The organism is Sphingorhabdus sp. Alg239-R122, from assembly GCF_900537065.1.
Classification (GTDB): Bacteria; Pseudomonadota; Alphaproteobacteria; order Sphingomonadales; family Sphingomonadaceae; genus Alg239-R122.
Genome location: NZ_UNRC01000017.1, coordinates 1 through 14,701, shown reverse-complemented (window position 1 = coordinate 14,701; position 14,701 = coordinate 1). Strand labels below are relative to the sequence as shown.

The following is a 14,701-nucleotide window of genomic DNA, read 5'->3' as shown; positions in this document are numbered from 1 at the left end:
AATGGGGGTTGCGACAGGTGCATTATTAAACTAATACAGCTCGGACAATTCCCCTTAACCGGGAAGTTTGTCGAGAACTTAATATTACAGGCCAGGACGGTTAAATATGGATCAAGAGACCACATTCAACGCTGACAATACTGCGGATAGTGACAGCGTTTTCCTTGACGAAGAGGCGGTGGATTCGCGCCGTTCGCGGCGGCGCTGGATTATTGGTATAGTCATTTTGCTTGCGCTGCTTGCCGTTGCGGCATTTTTCATGACACGGGGCGGCGGCGAAGCCGCGGAAGCCGGTCAGCAAGGCGAAGCAGGCGAAGGACAAATTCCCGCCGTCACGGTAATTATTCCCGGCAGCGGCAACGTAGCGCGCACGGTATCCGCAACTGGTTCATTGGCCGCGCGCCGCGAAATGCCGGTGGGTGTAGCTGGTGAAGGTGGACAAGTTGCCCGCGTCCTTGTGGAACCCGGCAGCTGGGTCGGACAGGGACAGGTTCTGGCAACCATTGATCAGTCCGTACAGTCGCAACAGGCAAATTCCGCCGCAGCGCAGGTGCAGGTGGCACAGGCCGACGCAGAGCTTGCGCAGTCCGAACTGGATCGCGCGCTTAAACTGGTTGATCGGGGATTTATCTCCAAGGCGGATATTGATCGCAAAACAGCAACACGCGATTCCGCACGTGCCCGCGTCAACGTCGCCCGCGCGCAGCTCAGTGAGCTCAGGGCCCGCACGCGCCGCCTTAATATTACAGCACCTGCAGGCGGCTTGATCCTTGAGCGCAACGTCGAGCCCGGGCAGGTCGTCAGCGCAGGCAGCGGCGTCTTATTTCGCATGGCAAAAGGCGGTGAGATGGAATTGCGCGCGCAGCTCAGCGAGGATGACCTTTCCCGGCTTTCTGTTGGTGTTGGCGCAACTGTGACGCCCGTGGGTTCAGATCAACAGTTCAACGGACAGGTCTGGCAGATTTCCCCTGTTATCAACCCTCAGACCCGTCAAGGTATTGCCCGTATTGCGCTGCCCTATGACCGGGCACTGCGTCCCGGCGGCTTTGCCAGCGCGAATATTGCAAGTGGCTCAAGCGTTGCACCGCTATTGCCGGAATCTGCAGTGCAAAGCGATGACAAGGGGTCTTATGTCTATATTGTCGGCAAAGACGACAAGATTGAACGCCGTGATGTTACAACTGGTGTTGTCACCGCAAACGGCATTGCCATAAGCGGCGGCCTGAACGGCAGTGAACGCGTCGTGCTATACGCGGCTGGCTTCCTGAATCCGGGTGAAACTGTAAAGCCTGTTATCCAAAAGCCAGAAGCAGACGAAGCGACGGCTGATGCGCAGGCACCTGAGACGAAAGCCCCGCCTGCGACAATTGATAATGAGGCTTCTGAACCGGAGCAGGCGCAAGCGGCGGAATAATGCGGCGAGATTAGCGAGTAAACAAGGATAGTCTTATGGATTTCAGGAATATTTCAGCATGGTCGATCCGCAACCCGGTCATTCCGCTTGTTCTTTTTACGGCGCTGTTATTCGCGGGTATCCTGAGCTTCAACCGCATGGATGTGGTGAACAACCCCGACGTGGAGTTTCCTGCAGTCAGCATCTCCATTGCCCAGCCGGGCGCAGCCCCCACCGAAATCGAAAACCAAATAACCCAGCGCGTCGAGGCGGCCGTGCGTTCCATCAATGGTGTGAAGACCATCCAGTCCACCGCCAGTGAAGGTAATAGCCGGACTTTTGTGGAGTTTACGATCGGCACAGATGCCAACCAGGCCGTCAATGAAGTGAAAAATGCGGTTGATCAGGTGCGTGGCAGCCTGCCTGATGGCATTTTGGAACCACGTATCAACAAAGTAGATATAGCGGGCGGGTTTTTGGGCATTTATGCGGTCGAAGCCGATGACATGACGATTGAACAGCTCAGCTGGTTTGTCGATGACACCGTAGCGAAACAACTGCTGTCTATTGAAGGTATGGCAGAAGTAGACCGTTTTGGCGGCGTTGATCGGGAAATCCGGGTCAATCTCGACCTTGCAAAAATGCAGGCACGCGGCGTTACCGCCACGCAGGTGAACAGCGCGCTCAGGCAGACCAATCTGGACGCCGCAGGCGGCCGTGCAGAGGTGGGCGGCACCACACAATCCGTGCGTGTTCTAGGCAGTAATGAAAGCGCCTTCGAACTCGGCCAAACCCAGATACGCCTCTCCAGCGGGCAGCTTATCAAGCTGTCAGACGTCGCAACCGTAACGGACTCTTTCGGAGAACGCGGTTCGATCAGCAAGGTTCGCGACAAGGAAGTCGTCAACTTTGCAATGAGCCGCGCAAAAGGTGCATCCGACGTCACGGTCTTCTACAAGGCCAAGGATATTATCGCTCAGATGGAAGAAGCCAATCCGGGCGTCAAATTCATTCCATTGTTCAATACGGTCAAATATACTGAAAGCCAGTATCAAAGCTCCATTGCCGCCATGATCGAAGGTGCTGTTCTTGCCGTCATTGTGGTATTTTTCTTCCTGCGTGACTGGCGTGCGACGATAATTTCCGCGATCGCCATCCCGCTTTCGGCGATCCCGACATTTTGGTTCATGGACCTGCTCGGCTTTAATCTGAACTTCCTTTCATTACTGGCTTTGGGCCTGGTGGCGGGTGTGCTTGTCGATGACGCGATTGTGGAAATTGAAAATATTGTCCGGCATATGCGAATGGGCAAAACCGCCTATCAGGCATCAATTGATGCTGCCGATGAAATCGGCCTTGCAGTGGTCGCCACGTCTTTTTGTATCGTTGCGGTGTTCCTGCCCGTCGGCCTTATGCCTGGTATATCCGGACAATTCTTTAAGAACTTCGGCATCACGGTCGTAATTTCCGTGCTGATGAGCCTTGCGGTGGCAAGGATGATAACGCCCATGCTTGCGGCCTATTTCCTGCGCGCCAAAGGGCATGCCACGCATGGGGAAGGCCCCATGATGGAACGCTATATGGGTATTCTTTCCTGGTCACTTGACCGCGGCAAAATGCACGCGATGCGCGAAGGTTTGCCAGGCGTTCGTAACCGTTTCCTCTACATCCTCTCCATGATCGGTGTGTTGCTGTTATTGCTCATATTGCCCAGCTTAGCTGTTTTCGCGGCATATGGAGCGATTTCAGGATTGAACCTACCCAGCACATTACTTGGTGATGGTGAAGGCTTCCTGGCGACATTGGTTGTCCGTTCCATTCAGATTATCCAGCTGCTTGTCGTTGTTGGCATTGGCGCGGCGGCAATATGGCTCGCGTTCCAGCCTTTGCAGCTTATCCGCAAATTGTTCGGAAAACGGCCAATAGGGCAATCTGCGCAGTATCTTGCTGCACGATTCTATGATCACCGCGTATGGATGCTGGGTATTGGCTATCTCGCTTTCATGGTAACCGTGCTTTTGTTCATGAACACACCTGCGCAGTTCCAGCCCACCATCAATGATGACAATAGCCGCGTGGAAATTGAAATGGTGCCCGGCACCACACTGGAACGGACAGAACGTGTGGCGGATCAGGTGGCGGACCTTCTTTACCAGCAACCTGAGGTAGAACGCGCACTGGAACGCGTCCGTGTCGGTAACGCATCCATTTACGTCACGCTTAAAAAAGACCGCGAGAAAACGTCGATTGAATTTGAGCGTGACCTGGCCCCAGCCCTTTCTACCATCCCGGATGCGCGTGTGCGTTTCCAGTCACAATCAGGCGGCGGCGGCACAGGCCGTGACATATCTGTCATGCTGGCCGGTTCCAATCCAGTGCTTCTGGAACAGACCGCAACCCAGCTTGTCGAACAGATGAAAGGGTTGGATACTGTCGTTGCCCCTCGCGTCAACGCCGATATGCGCCGCCCCGAAATCATTGTTCGTCCGCGCCGCGAACTAGCGGCGGAACTGGGCGTCAGCACAGCTGCGCTCAGCCAGACAATTCGGATAGCAACGCTTGGTGAGATTGAGCAGAACGCTGCCAAATTCTCCCTCTCTGACCGGCAGATCCCGATCCGGGTCAAACTACCCGAAGCATCACGCGAAAGCCTGGAAACGATTTCCAATCTGCCTGTGCCGACTATTTCGGGCGGGACTGTGCCACTGTCACGTGTTGCCGACATCTCGTTTGGATCCGGTCCCACTACTATCCAACGCTATAACCAGAGCCGCCGCGTTTTCGTGGGTGCCGATCTGGCACAAAACGTTGTGAAGGGCACAGCCATGCAACAGATTTATGACCTGCCCGTCATGAAAGAGTTGCCCACTGGCGTGTCCAACGCCCCGGTTGGAGAAGATGAGTGGCAGCAGGAACTGGCTCTCAACTTCGTAATCGCCCTGATATCCGGCATATTGCTCGTCTTTGCCGTGCTGGTACTGCTGTACAAGCGGCTTATGTCACCGCTCGTCAATATGTGTTCGCTGGCACTGGCCCCCCTAGGCGGCATTTTCCTTGTCTGGCTTGTCGGTCAACCGGTTTCCATGCCAGTCCTTATCGGCGTGCTGATGCTGCTCGGCATTGTCAGTAAAAACTCCATCCTGCTCATCGACTTTGCGATTGAGGAAATGGAACGCGGCACCCGCAAATTTGAGGCCATCATGGAAGCCGGGCACAAACGTGCACAACCCATCGTTATGACCACGGTTGCAATGACCGCAGGCATGGTACCTACCGCCCTATCGCTCTCAGGTGATGGAGCATGGCGTGCGCCAATGGGTACGGTTGTGATCGGCGGATTGATCGTTTCAACGGTTCTCACGCTGCTCATAGTACCCGCTGGCTTCTCGCTTGCCGATGGCATTGAAAAACGGGCTGGGCCATGGCTGCGGCGCAAGCTGCTTACCTATCAGCTTGGTGATGACGCGCATGACAAAGCGATGCAGGCTGGACACGCCGCCCCACCTGTGGCAGCAGCGCCTGTAACGTCCGCACAGCCAGATCCAGGGGCACAACCTGCTGAATGATTATGAATATACGCGCCGCAAAGCAAACTGGGGAATTGCGGCGGATCTGTTCAAACCGGTAACGGTCACGCCCGACAAGGCCCGCCGTATGCGCATGGTCGCCACGGGTCTGCTGATCCTGATGGCGCTGATATTCGTGATTGCACACAATCTGCAAAACGGTCATCCGGCATGGGGTTTCATTATCGCGTTTTCGGAAGCCGCGATGGTGGGCGGACTGGCTGACTGGTTTGCTGTTACCGCCCTGTTTCGCCACCCCATGGGCGTGCCAATCCCCCATACTGCAATCATCCCCACCAATAAGGACCGGATTGCTGATACGATGGCACAGTTCCTTCAGGAAAACTTCCTGATACCCAAGGTGATCGCGCGGCGTGTACAACATATGAATGTGGCCGGCGCCGCGGGGCAGTTCCTGGTCCAGCCCACAGGCGGTGAAGGGCGGCTGCGGCTGGGTGTATCCAATCTTGTCGCTGACGTGCTTGAATCACTGGACGAAGACCAGCTTGGCGGCATGGCAAAGGATGCACTGCGGACACAGCTCCACAAGCTGGATGTCGCGCCGCTACTGGGGCAGATACTGAACGCCGCCATAGCGGATGGCCGTCACCTGCCGCTCATGGATTCCATCATCAAATGGACTGCAAAAACACTTGAGGCAAATGAACAGCTGATCCGCGACATGGTGCATGAAAAGGCGAATGGTATCATGCGGTTTACAGGTCTCGATGAACGTCTTGCCAATGCGATTGTAAGCGGATTGCATAAACTGCTCGATGATATGGCCGGCGATGTTGAACACCCTCTTCGCCACAAAGTGGAAGAAGGCCTGGAAAAGCTTGCGCACGACCTTGTCCACGACGCAAAAACACAGCAGCATGTGCAAGATATCAAAGCGGAAATGCTGGCGAACCCCGCAATGGGCCGCTGGATCAATGGTCTATGGGAGCGGGCGCGTTCCGGCCTGTTGGAATCCGCGCGCAACCCGGATGGCGCATTTTCGGGAAAATTCGGCGAAAATATCGGTCAGCTTGGGGAGACATTGCAAAATGATGAGCGGATGCAGGTGCTCATCAACCGTTTTGCGCGCCGCACGCTGGTCGGTGTTGCCACGCGCTATGGTCAGCAGATTGTACAGCTTGTCAGCGAAACTGTCCGCCGCTGGGATGCGCGCACCATTACCGACCGTGTGGAAACGGCTGTTGGCCGTGACCTGCAATTTATCCGCATAAACGGTACTCTGGTCGGCGGTCTGGTCGGCCTCACCATCCACACAGTTATTGTTCTACTAGACTGAACAGCTTTTACCTTAACGCCCCAGCAATATCCTTGCCTGGCTCGCTATCTGGGCCAGCATGGAAACACTTGGACTCAGAGCTTGTTGCGCACGGCTTACCAGTTTACGGAACTGGCTGATACGCTGTGCATTTTCCTTCGCCCATTTCTCAACAAACTGGGCCGGCTTCTTGGTATCGGCGCGGGCCAGAAATTCCAGACGCATCTGCTGGAAATCACGGGCCAGACCCGACACCAGCAAGCGCTCCCATGGATCACTTGGCGACATGCGCGCCGCTGTCATTTGCGTCCAGTCAAGACCCAGGATCGCGCCAAGGTCAGAAAAAGCCTCGGTGACTATTTCTGGTTTTACACCGCTGCTGCCTGACAGGCGCGCCAATCCAACGGCTCCATCCATCTTGACCAGATGTGCGATTTTATCCGCATGACTCTTGGATGCACCAAGCGTGGTTAGGTTGCCTGTGATACGATCTACTTCGAGCTGTGCTTCCTCTGAAATAAGCTTGTCGACCTGCACTGACAACTGGGCAACGGCCTGTACCAATTCCGCGACCATTTCGCCCGGCTGTGTCGTTTCCTGGCTGGACCGCAGCAGGTCGGCCATCTGTGAACGCAGCTCTTCTGCAGCATGTTCGAACAGTTCAAGCCTGACGGCTTCATCCATCTTACCATTGTCATAGATTTCCCAGACAGATTGGAAGTCGAACAGTCTTTCCGCCGCCACAAATGCTGCGGCGACATGGGCCAGCGAAGAACCCTCTTCTTCCGCAAGCTCAAACGGGTGGATAAGCCCCATGCGGTTGATAATGCGATTGGCCAGTTTAGTCGCAACAATTTCGCCGCGCAACTGATGTTCCAGGATCTGCTTCTCATGGCGTTCGCGCATCTCTGGCGGAAATGCTGCCAGCATTTCAGGGTCCATTGTCGGATCATTGATAATGACGCTGTCTTCAATAGCATCCTGCAGTGCCAGCTTTGCTGTCGACAGCAAAACCGCCAGTTCAGGGCGGGTCAGGCCGCGGTCATCCTGTGCCCGGCGATGCAGTTCTTCATTGCCCGCCAATCCTTCGACAGCACGGTCAAGGCGGCCTGCATCCTCAAAAGTCTCAATCAAGCGAATATAGGATGGTACAGAATCGACTCCACCAAGCTCAGCGATAGACAGTGCCAGCGCCTGAAGTCGGTTGTTCTCAAGTACCAGGTCGCTGACATCATCAGTCATATTTGCCAGCAGTTTCACGCGCGCATCATTATCCAGCGTACCCGACCGCATGGCATCGTTCAGGCCAATTTTGATATTTACTTCATTATCCGAACAATCCACACCAGCGCTGTTATCAATAAAGTCGGTATTTACCCGCCCCCCATTCATTGCGAATTCAATCCGGCCCGCCTGAGTCAGACCCAGATTTGCACCTTCGCCTATTGCCTTGCATGCCAACTTAGACGCATTGATGCGAAGGACGTCATTGGCGGGGTCGCCAACATTGACGTTATTTTCCACCTCCGCCTTAATATACGTGCCGATACCGCCAAACCAGAGCAGATCAATTTCAGCCTTTAATATCGTGCGGATCAGCGCATTTGGTTCCATTTCCTTTTCGTCTGTGCCAAGCAAGCGCCGCATTTCCACGCTCAGCTTTATCACTTTCAAGTTACGCGCAAAAACGCCGCCACCTTTGGAAATAAGCTCTTTCTTGTAATCATCCCAGCTGGAACGTGGCAGGTCGAACAGGCGTTTGCGTTCTTTCCATGACTTTGCGGGATCTGGGTCCGGATCAATAAAAATATGCCTGTGATCAAATGCTGCCACCAGCTTGATCGCCTTGGACAGCAGCATACCATTGCCGAACACGTCGCCTGACATGTCACCACAACCTGCGGCTGTGATGCTGTCCTTTTGCACATCAATGCCTATTTCGGCAAAGTGGCGCTGCACGGATACCCATGCACCCTTGGCTGTGATGCCCATGGCCTTGTGGTCATAACCGACGCTACCGCCGCTGGCAAAAGCATCACCCAGCCAGAAACCTCTCTCTATCGCTATGGCGTTGGCAACGTCTGAGAAGCTGGCCGTGCCCTTGTCAGCGGCCACCACAAAATATGGATCTTCACCGTCATGCACGACAACCGATTCAGGATGCACGACCACCCCGTCCACAATATTGTCAGTAATGCTCAGCAATGTCCGGATAAATATCTGATACGCCGCCTTGCCCTTGGCCAGCCAGCCATCACGGTCCGCCGCTGGACTAGGCAGGTTTTTCGGAAAAAATCCGCCCTTGGCACCGGTGGGAACGATCACCGCATTTTTAACGCGCTGCGCCTTCATAAGGCCTAACACTTCAGTGCGGAAATCATCACGGCGATCTGACCAGCGCAGCCCGCCACGCGCGACAGGGCCAGAGCGCAAATGGATGCCCTCAACGGAAGGGGAATATACAAACACCTCGCGCCATGGCAGCGGCGCCGGGAGGCCAGGCACTTTGGAACTGTCAATCTTGAACGCCAGCGCCTCTATTACCGCAGGTGCGAATGCATTCGTGCGCAAAATAGCCTGGATCAGCGCCTGGAAAAGCCTAAGCAGGCGATCATCATCAATGGCAGAGACCTTCGTGAGGCCGCGTTTAATGTCGCCAAGCGCGCTATTCACAGCTTTTTCGCGCGCTGCCATATCCTTCGGCTTGGCAAACCCAGGGTCGTGTTTCGCTTCAAAAAGACGGATAAGCGCATGCGTGATATTTGGCGCATCACGCAACGCATCAACAACAGTTTCCATACCGTAGGTCAGGCCTGTCTGGCGCAGGTAACGAAACCATGCACGCAGCCAAACTGTCGATTTCTGGTCAAGTGAAGTCGCCGGTATCAACTGGTTGAATGGATCATCTTCCGCCTGCCCGCGCAGCACCCGGGTAATCGCATTTTCGATAATGTCTGCACGCTTGATAAGTTCGCTCGCCTTTTCGGCGTCACGCACGTGCAACAAAAAATCATGGATATAACCCAGTTCACCATCAGTCAGCGGTGTGGGCACTTCTTCAAGCACATCAAACCCAAAATTTTCCAGCACCGGCACAGCATCCGAAAGCGAAATAGCCCCGCCAAGCTGATAGAGTTTGAGGCGGAGGTGATTGTCAGCATCATTTGGCAGGCGATAGAGCCGCGATGTACGCTCGCCTTTTTGCTCCAGCCTGCGCAATCGCAATATATCAACTGCCGCCTCGGCACTGCCATAGGCCATCTGATAACTTTGCGGAAAGCAGCTCGCATAGCGAACCGCTAGTGCCGCCGCACGGCTTTCTTCACCCAGTTCCATCAGCTCATTTTCAACGGCTGGAATCCAACCGCGGACCATCATTTTCAATTGCCGGTCAAGCTGCTGGCTATCCGGCACGACACCGCCATCGCGCAAGTCGAGCGTGTAGCGCATCAGCGCCACTTCACCATCTTCAAGCGTAATCGACCGATTCAGGATTGTAGCATGCGATGCCTGTTCAAGCAGTTTTTCCACTTCAAGCCTGCGGCCAGTGGAAACTTCATCGCGCGGTAGCCATACAAAGGCGAAAAGATGCCTTGCAAGCGCAGACTCAACCGTCAACAGCTTGGGCCGCGGTCGATCCGCGAGCGACATGGCAGTAAGCGCTACGCGCTCCAGGTCATTCATGCCAAAACCTGTCAATATGTCGTGTGGTAATGCCGTAAGCGCATGCACAAGCGCCTTGCCTGCATGGCCAGCAGGGTCAAAACCGAATTTCTCCATCAATGCCGACAGGTGCGCGCGCATAACCGGCATCTGATCGGGGCTTATCGCCAACGCCGCACTGGTCCATATGCCAGCATGAACGGACAGTTTGGCAATCTTGCCTTCTTCCAATATGGGAACAATGATAAGGTCGATCGGCACACGGCGGTGCACGGTTGATATCACATTGGACTTAATCACCAGAGGTGATCGACCGCCATCTTCAAACCATTTGAACGCTTTGTCGAGCGATGTTTTTGCGAGCAATTGCTTGTCGCCTGTGCGGGCTATCCCCAGCCTTCCTGAAAGTTTGCCGTCACGGTCATAGTATAGATGCGCAAGCTGTGTCAGCTTGCGGTCCAGGAACCAGCGCAATAATGCCGCACCTTCTATGTCAGGCAGGTTTTCAGTATCACCGGACAGAGCAGACTGCATCTGCGGCCAATCCACCACCGCAGCCTGCACATCGTCTAGACTCTCAAGCAGCGCTGCTTTGAGCAGGCGGCGCTCTTTTGCATCTGCCCGCGCAATTTCCATATAAACGAGAGATTCTTGCCGCTCGCCGCTACTGTCCGCGCCTTCACATATTTCCAGCAGTTTTCCATCAAGGTCACGGCGCACAGCCAAAACGGGGTGGATGATACGATCAATGGCCAAATTGAAACTTGTAATGGTCGAGGCAATCGAGTCGACAAGGAAAGGCATGTCATTGTTGATGATAACAATGCGCATATGACGTTTCGCCCCGGTTCCGCTCACCGTTTCGAGTTTTATGGAAGGCGCATTTCCCTTGCGCACCATAGCAGCCTTGAGCGCAAACTCAGCAGCCCCCACACAGGCTGCATCACCAAAACCCTCATTTTCACCAGGCAAGGCACCGTGCCGGAAAGCGGCAGCGAGCGCATCACGCAATTCTGTATCTTGTCTGGAAAGTTTAGTGGCGGATTTTTTCTTCGAAGCTTTGGCCATAATATCCCCGATCATACCGGACTATTCCACCCGGCTAATGCAAGATACTTATGCGCCACTCAGAGCCAATGCTCAAGTGTTGTCACATCAACGATGAATAATTTTATTGTCGAAACGCGTACTATTTGTTCTGCATTCAAATGGAAGCTCGCGTGACAACCTTGTCGGTGAGCTCTGTATCTCCTGCAACGGAGCCTACTATGCCCAACGAGCCGTTGGAGTCGCGTCGCGCGAGCAATACGACAAACTCCGCGTCACCGCTTTCAACCTCATTCAAATTGACCGGTGTTGCTTCGCGAAATGCGGCGTAGGCCTGGTCCAGACTATCATCAACAGCAGGTGCTTTTTCAGGCCGCTTGAGACGGCGCTCTTCTCGGACAACCGCTTTCAGGCCGCCTTTGTAGCTTTCCAGATAATCGGCCAAGGCACCAACTTCTATTTCCTCGCGATGCGCATGGCTTAGTGCAGTGGCGTATTCCGTAAGCCGCGTTTTGTCGTAATTACTGCCGAAAACCAGTTTAACGACCGGCGTCATCGGCGCGCGCTCCTGATATGTCAGACCTGATTCGTCCAGCAATTCCAGAAATTCATCCCTGTTGCGCGCCGCCATGACAGAGAAGTCATATGCACGGCCAATTGCCTTGTACAACGCCGAACGCGTGCGTTCTTCAGATGCGGCAGCCTGCTGCGCTGTCGCACGCGCTTCATGCAACCAGTCGGCTAACCCTGCATTTTCCGGCAAACCGGCTTCGCCATGTCCGGCAGCATCGGATACACTGTCATTGTTTTTTGCAGCTTCATTTTCGGTAATTTCGCTGGCTACTGCATTTATTTCAAACGCGCTGAAACCTGCAAACTGTTCCTCAATTGTGGGAATTTCGATCTGATCTTCATTTTCCAGATCATCTATTTTGTCGGTCAGCTCCAAAGGTTCTTTCTCAAAACTCTGGAAACCTGCTGTAGCACTTTTGCCAGAATCATATGCAGCGCTGAAATCCGGTACAGGCAGGCTATTCAGCCCATCTGCATTTTTGTCTGTATCTCTGTCCACATCTGTATCATCAGACAAAGGTCCATCCGCCCAGACCGGGCCTTGTTCAATTTTTCGCGGCGCCGTGCGGATTGCTTCATCCACTTCCTTTTCCAACATGTCAGTCGCCGCCTGGCCAGCCATTTCCTTCCAGTTAATAACACCGCAGATGAAATCAATCGTATCGTCATCCGATGAAAATGGCAGCAATATACCGCGGTACAAAATCGTTGCACCGCGTTGATTCACAAATTCCGCTTCAAAACCAATCGGGGCTTTGTTCGCGATAATTTGCATGTAATGGTCTGTAATACGTGACAGCAGTGAGCGTGGGGGCACTTGGCTGATATAGCCAATTTCTTCATAGATGCCGCACTCATCGGCAAGGGCGGGGCCCAGATGCTGGATTGCTGGGTTCTCTAGGCCCGACGTGAAGTCAAGCAACACGCCCTGCGTCTGGAAGTCAGGGCTGGCATCAAGGTCAAGATCCTCTATCGAAGGGTAGCTCTTATCGCCAAGCAGTGCCGTCCAGTAATTATAGGCTCGCACATGCATGCGTCGTTCGTCCGTGCCGAAACTGTGACGCGCATCCATGACAGCATCATCGCCATCCATTTCTTCATCCACATCGTAATGCTGGACTTCGAAATGTCCGCTATCCCTATCAATACCGCGATAATTATCCATATATGCCTCTTGGATTTTGAGCCCTTAGAGCCTCTTTTCGCCGAATATGGTAAATAGTCTGTTAAACCAGCAAGAAATTATGTTTCGCGTGAAGATATTTGATATTAGTCACCTATGGCACGTGACATTCATGCCATAGTTATGCTGAATATGGGGTACAGTACATGCCAAGCCTTGCCAGCACAGAAACAGGCTGGTAACGGGCATGTCCAGACATCGATTGTAGATGCAGTCGTTGGCAAGGCCGCTTTAGCTCAGTTGGTAGAGCACATCATTCGTAATGATGGGGTCACGTGTTCGAGTCACGTAAGCGGCACCACTTTCCATTTTCACTAAAACCTTGGTAATTCTAGTCTGCCCGCGCCGCCGGCTCCCAAGAGTTAGAGCCGGTCCGGATTATCTTAGTGTTTTCCCTAGCAGCCAGCTTTGGGAAAGAGGGGGGCTGCCTGCTTTTTTCTTAACGCGGCGTTTACTTTAACGCTTAAATGTAAATTCGTTTCACCCGCCTATCCCCATTGTCATGACACAGGGGATCAACATTTGGGCATGGCCTTGCGCGCAGACCGTTACAGCAGTGCTGCTGGCTGGTTCATGCCTATATTCCGCACCGGCACAGGCCTTAGCCCTGTCGGATATCGACACACGCATGCAGCCCGATTGTGCAGCGGAAATGAATTTCAAATCTATCCGCTCCCTGTCGCCAGCTAGCGGGTCCCGGCAAATGACGGCTGCATCTCCACGCCTGAAATCTGCAGCCATATTGGGTGGAATTCCTAGTAAATTCGAACAGATGAAACGGCAGCAGGCCAGCATGGCGACCACCGCAACAAGCATGCAATCACGCATTACTTCAACACCGCGGTTACGGGCCGCCGTTTCCCTCAGATTTTCCACCAATTATAGTGCCGCACCCTGCCAACCACGCCTAGGGGCCTCTCAAACAAGAAAATTGGCCGACATAAAAAAGACAGTATTTCCCAAGAGGAATGGCACATATAGCAAATATAGCGACGACATACTGGGCACGGCCGCCCTGCCTGTACGGCGCACACCACTGGACAGAAAGTGGAACTATGTTTCTGCCGCGAAAACACGCTCTCAAACTGCCCTGCGCGAATACATGGCTGCGGCTGGCATCAGCCGGCATGGCAACAAAAGACAGCTTATCCATCGCGTAAACAACTGGGTCAACGCCGCGATCACATATACCGATGATATCCGTATGACAGGCACACGCGATTCATGGGCGCCAGCGTTGCAGACCTTGCGCTCTGGCCGGGGAGATTGCGAAGACTATGCAATCGGCAAAATGCAATTGCTCATGGCTGCCGGTATTCGTGAACAGGATATGCAGTTTGTGGTGGTCCGAGATCTTGTCCGCCGCGCGGATCATGCCATTTTAATCGTCAAGCTGGATGGTGAGATGCTGCTGCTTGACAGCAACACCAACCGCATTGTTGATGCGAGGCAGAACCACGACTACATGCCGGTATTCTCATTCAGCGGTTCCAAAAAATGGATGCATGGCCGTCGTTATCAGCCAAAGGTATCGACCACTCCGGTTCAACTTGCCAGCCGGTAAAAGGCTTTATCCCGCTCCCGTATGAATCCAGATGCATGTTTGTTTTGATAGGTAGGGTTCATGCGCGCGTTCATGCGCATATACCAAAGCCCCGTGCAACTAAAACCATGTACTCCAAGCCTCTGGCTTAGCGTTCCGACAGCGCTTCTGAGCGGGCTTTTATAACTGGTTTCAACAAATAGTTGAGAATGCTCTTACGGCCAGTGATGATCTCGACATCGCAAATCATGCCAGGCGTAATGGGCAACTTCTGTTTATTTGCCAGCAAATAAGCCCTGTCTGTTTCGATAACCACAGTAAAGTAAGTCATCTGCTCAACTTCATCATATATGCTGTTGGCAGAAATTTCCGCAACCTTACCAGTCAGACCGCCATAAATCGAAAAATCATACGCCGTCACTTTGACATTCGCCGGATCACCCACACGGATGAAAGC

7 protein-coding genes and 1 tRNA gene are annotated in these 14,701 nt (G+C 53.7%); 5 read left to right on the top strand and 3 right to left on the bottom strand.

Annotated features, from left to right (window positions below; all coding sequences use genetic code 11):
- The first annotated feature begins 106 nt into the window (after nucleotides 1-106).
- The 3 genes from G6Q15_RS11895 (at nucleotide 107) to G6Q15_RS11885 (ending at nucleotide 6,256) form a co-directional block, all read left to right on the top strand.
- Nucleotides 107-1,414: an efflux RND transporter periplasmic adaptor subunit gene (locus G6Q15_RS11895; RefSeq protein ID WP_164119095.1), complete on the top strand. Its 1,308-nt coding sequence runs from the start codon at nucleotides 107-109 to the stop codon at nucleotides 1,412-1,414.
- Between the two features lie 35 nt (nucleotides 1,415-1,449).
- Nucleotides 1,450-4,959, top strand: coding sequence for an efflux RND transporter permease subunit (locus tag G6Q15_RS11890; RefSeq protein WP_164119094.1), 3,510 nt, complete (start codon nucleotides 1,450-1,452; stop codon nucleotides 4,957-4,959).
- An 88-nt stretch (nucleotides 4,960-5,047) separates the two neighbouring features.
- Nucleotides 5,048-6,256: a DUF445 domain-containing protein gene (locus tag G6Q15_RS11885; RefSeq protein ID WP_164119092.1), complete on the top strand. Its 1,209-nt coding sequence runs from the start codon at nucleotides 5,048-5,050 to the stop codon at nucleotides 6,254-6,256.
- 12 nt (nucleotides 6,257-6,268) lie between these two features.
- On the opposite strand, the gene G6Q15_RS11880 is transcribed toward G6Q15_RS11885, so the two are convergent.
- Nucleotides 6,269-10,966 carry an NAD-glutamate dehydrogenase domain-containing protein gene (locus G6Q15_RS11880; RefSeq protein WP_164119090.1) on the bottom strand — a complete coding sequence of 1,566 codons (4,698 nt, stop codon included), beginning with the start codon at nucleotides 10,964-10,966 and terminating at the stop codon, nucleotides 6,269-6,271.
- Nucleotides 10,967-11,102: 136 nt separating this feature from the next.
- The gene (locus G6Q15_RS11875) at nucleotides 11,103-12,611 is read right to left on the bottom strand and encodes a hypothetical protein (protein ID WP_240330884.1); all 1,509 of its coding nucleotides are present in this window, start codon (nucleotides 12,609-12,611) and stop codon (nucleotides 11,103-11,105) included.
- A 315-nt stretch (nucleotides 12,612-12,926) separates the two neighbouring features.
- Here G6Q15_RS11875 and G6Q15_RS11870 point away from each other — a divergent pair.
- Both G6Q15_RS11870 and G6Q15_RS11865 read left to right on the top strand, forming a co-directional pair.
- A tRNA-Thr gene (locus G6Q15_RS11870) sits at nucleotides 12,927-13,002 on the top strand.
- A 630-nt stretch (nucleotides 13,003-13,632) separates the two neighbouring features.
- Entirely contained in the window at nucleotides 13,633-14,265 is a 633-nt protein-coding gene (locus G6Q15_RS11865; RefSeq protein WP_164119086.1) for a transglutaminase-like cysteine peptidase, read from the top strand.
- Between the two features lie 127 nt (nucleotides 14,266-14,392).
- Here G6Q15_RS11865 and G6Q15_RS11860 read toward each other — a convergent pair.
- Nucleotides 14,393-14,701: HlyD family secretion protein (locus tag G6Q15_RS11860; RefSeq protein WP_205518169.1), on the bottom strand; the 309-nt coding region annotated here is incomplete at its 5' end.

Coding starts and splice junctions, on each gene's coding strand:
- G6Q15_RS11895 (WP_164119095.1), top strand. CDS start 107: ATGGATCAAGAGACCACATTCAACGCTGACAATACTGCGGATAGTGAC.
- G6Q15_RS11885 (WP_164119092.1), top strand. CDS start 5,048: ATGCGCATGGTCGCCACGGGTCTGCTGATCCTGATGGCGCTGATATTC.
- G6Q15_RS11875 (WP_240330884.1), bottom strand. CDS start 12,611: ATGGATGGCGATGATGCTGTCATGGATGCGCGTCACAGTTTCGGCACG.
- G6Q15_RS11890 (WP_164119094.1), top strand. CDS start 1,450: ATGGATTTCAGGAATATTTCAGCATGGTCGATCCGCAACCCGGTCATT.
- G6Q15_RS11880 (WP_164119090.1), bottom strand. CDS start 10,966: ATGGCCAAAGCTTCGAAGAAAAAATCCGCCACTAAACTTTCCAGACAA.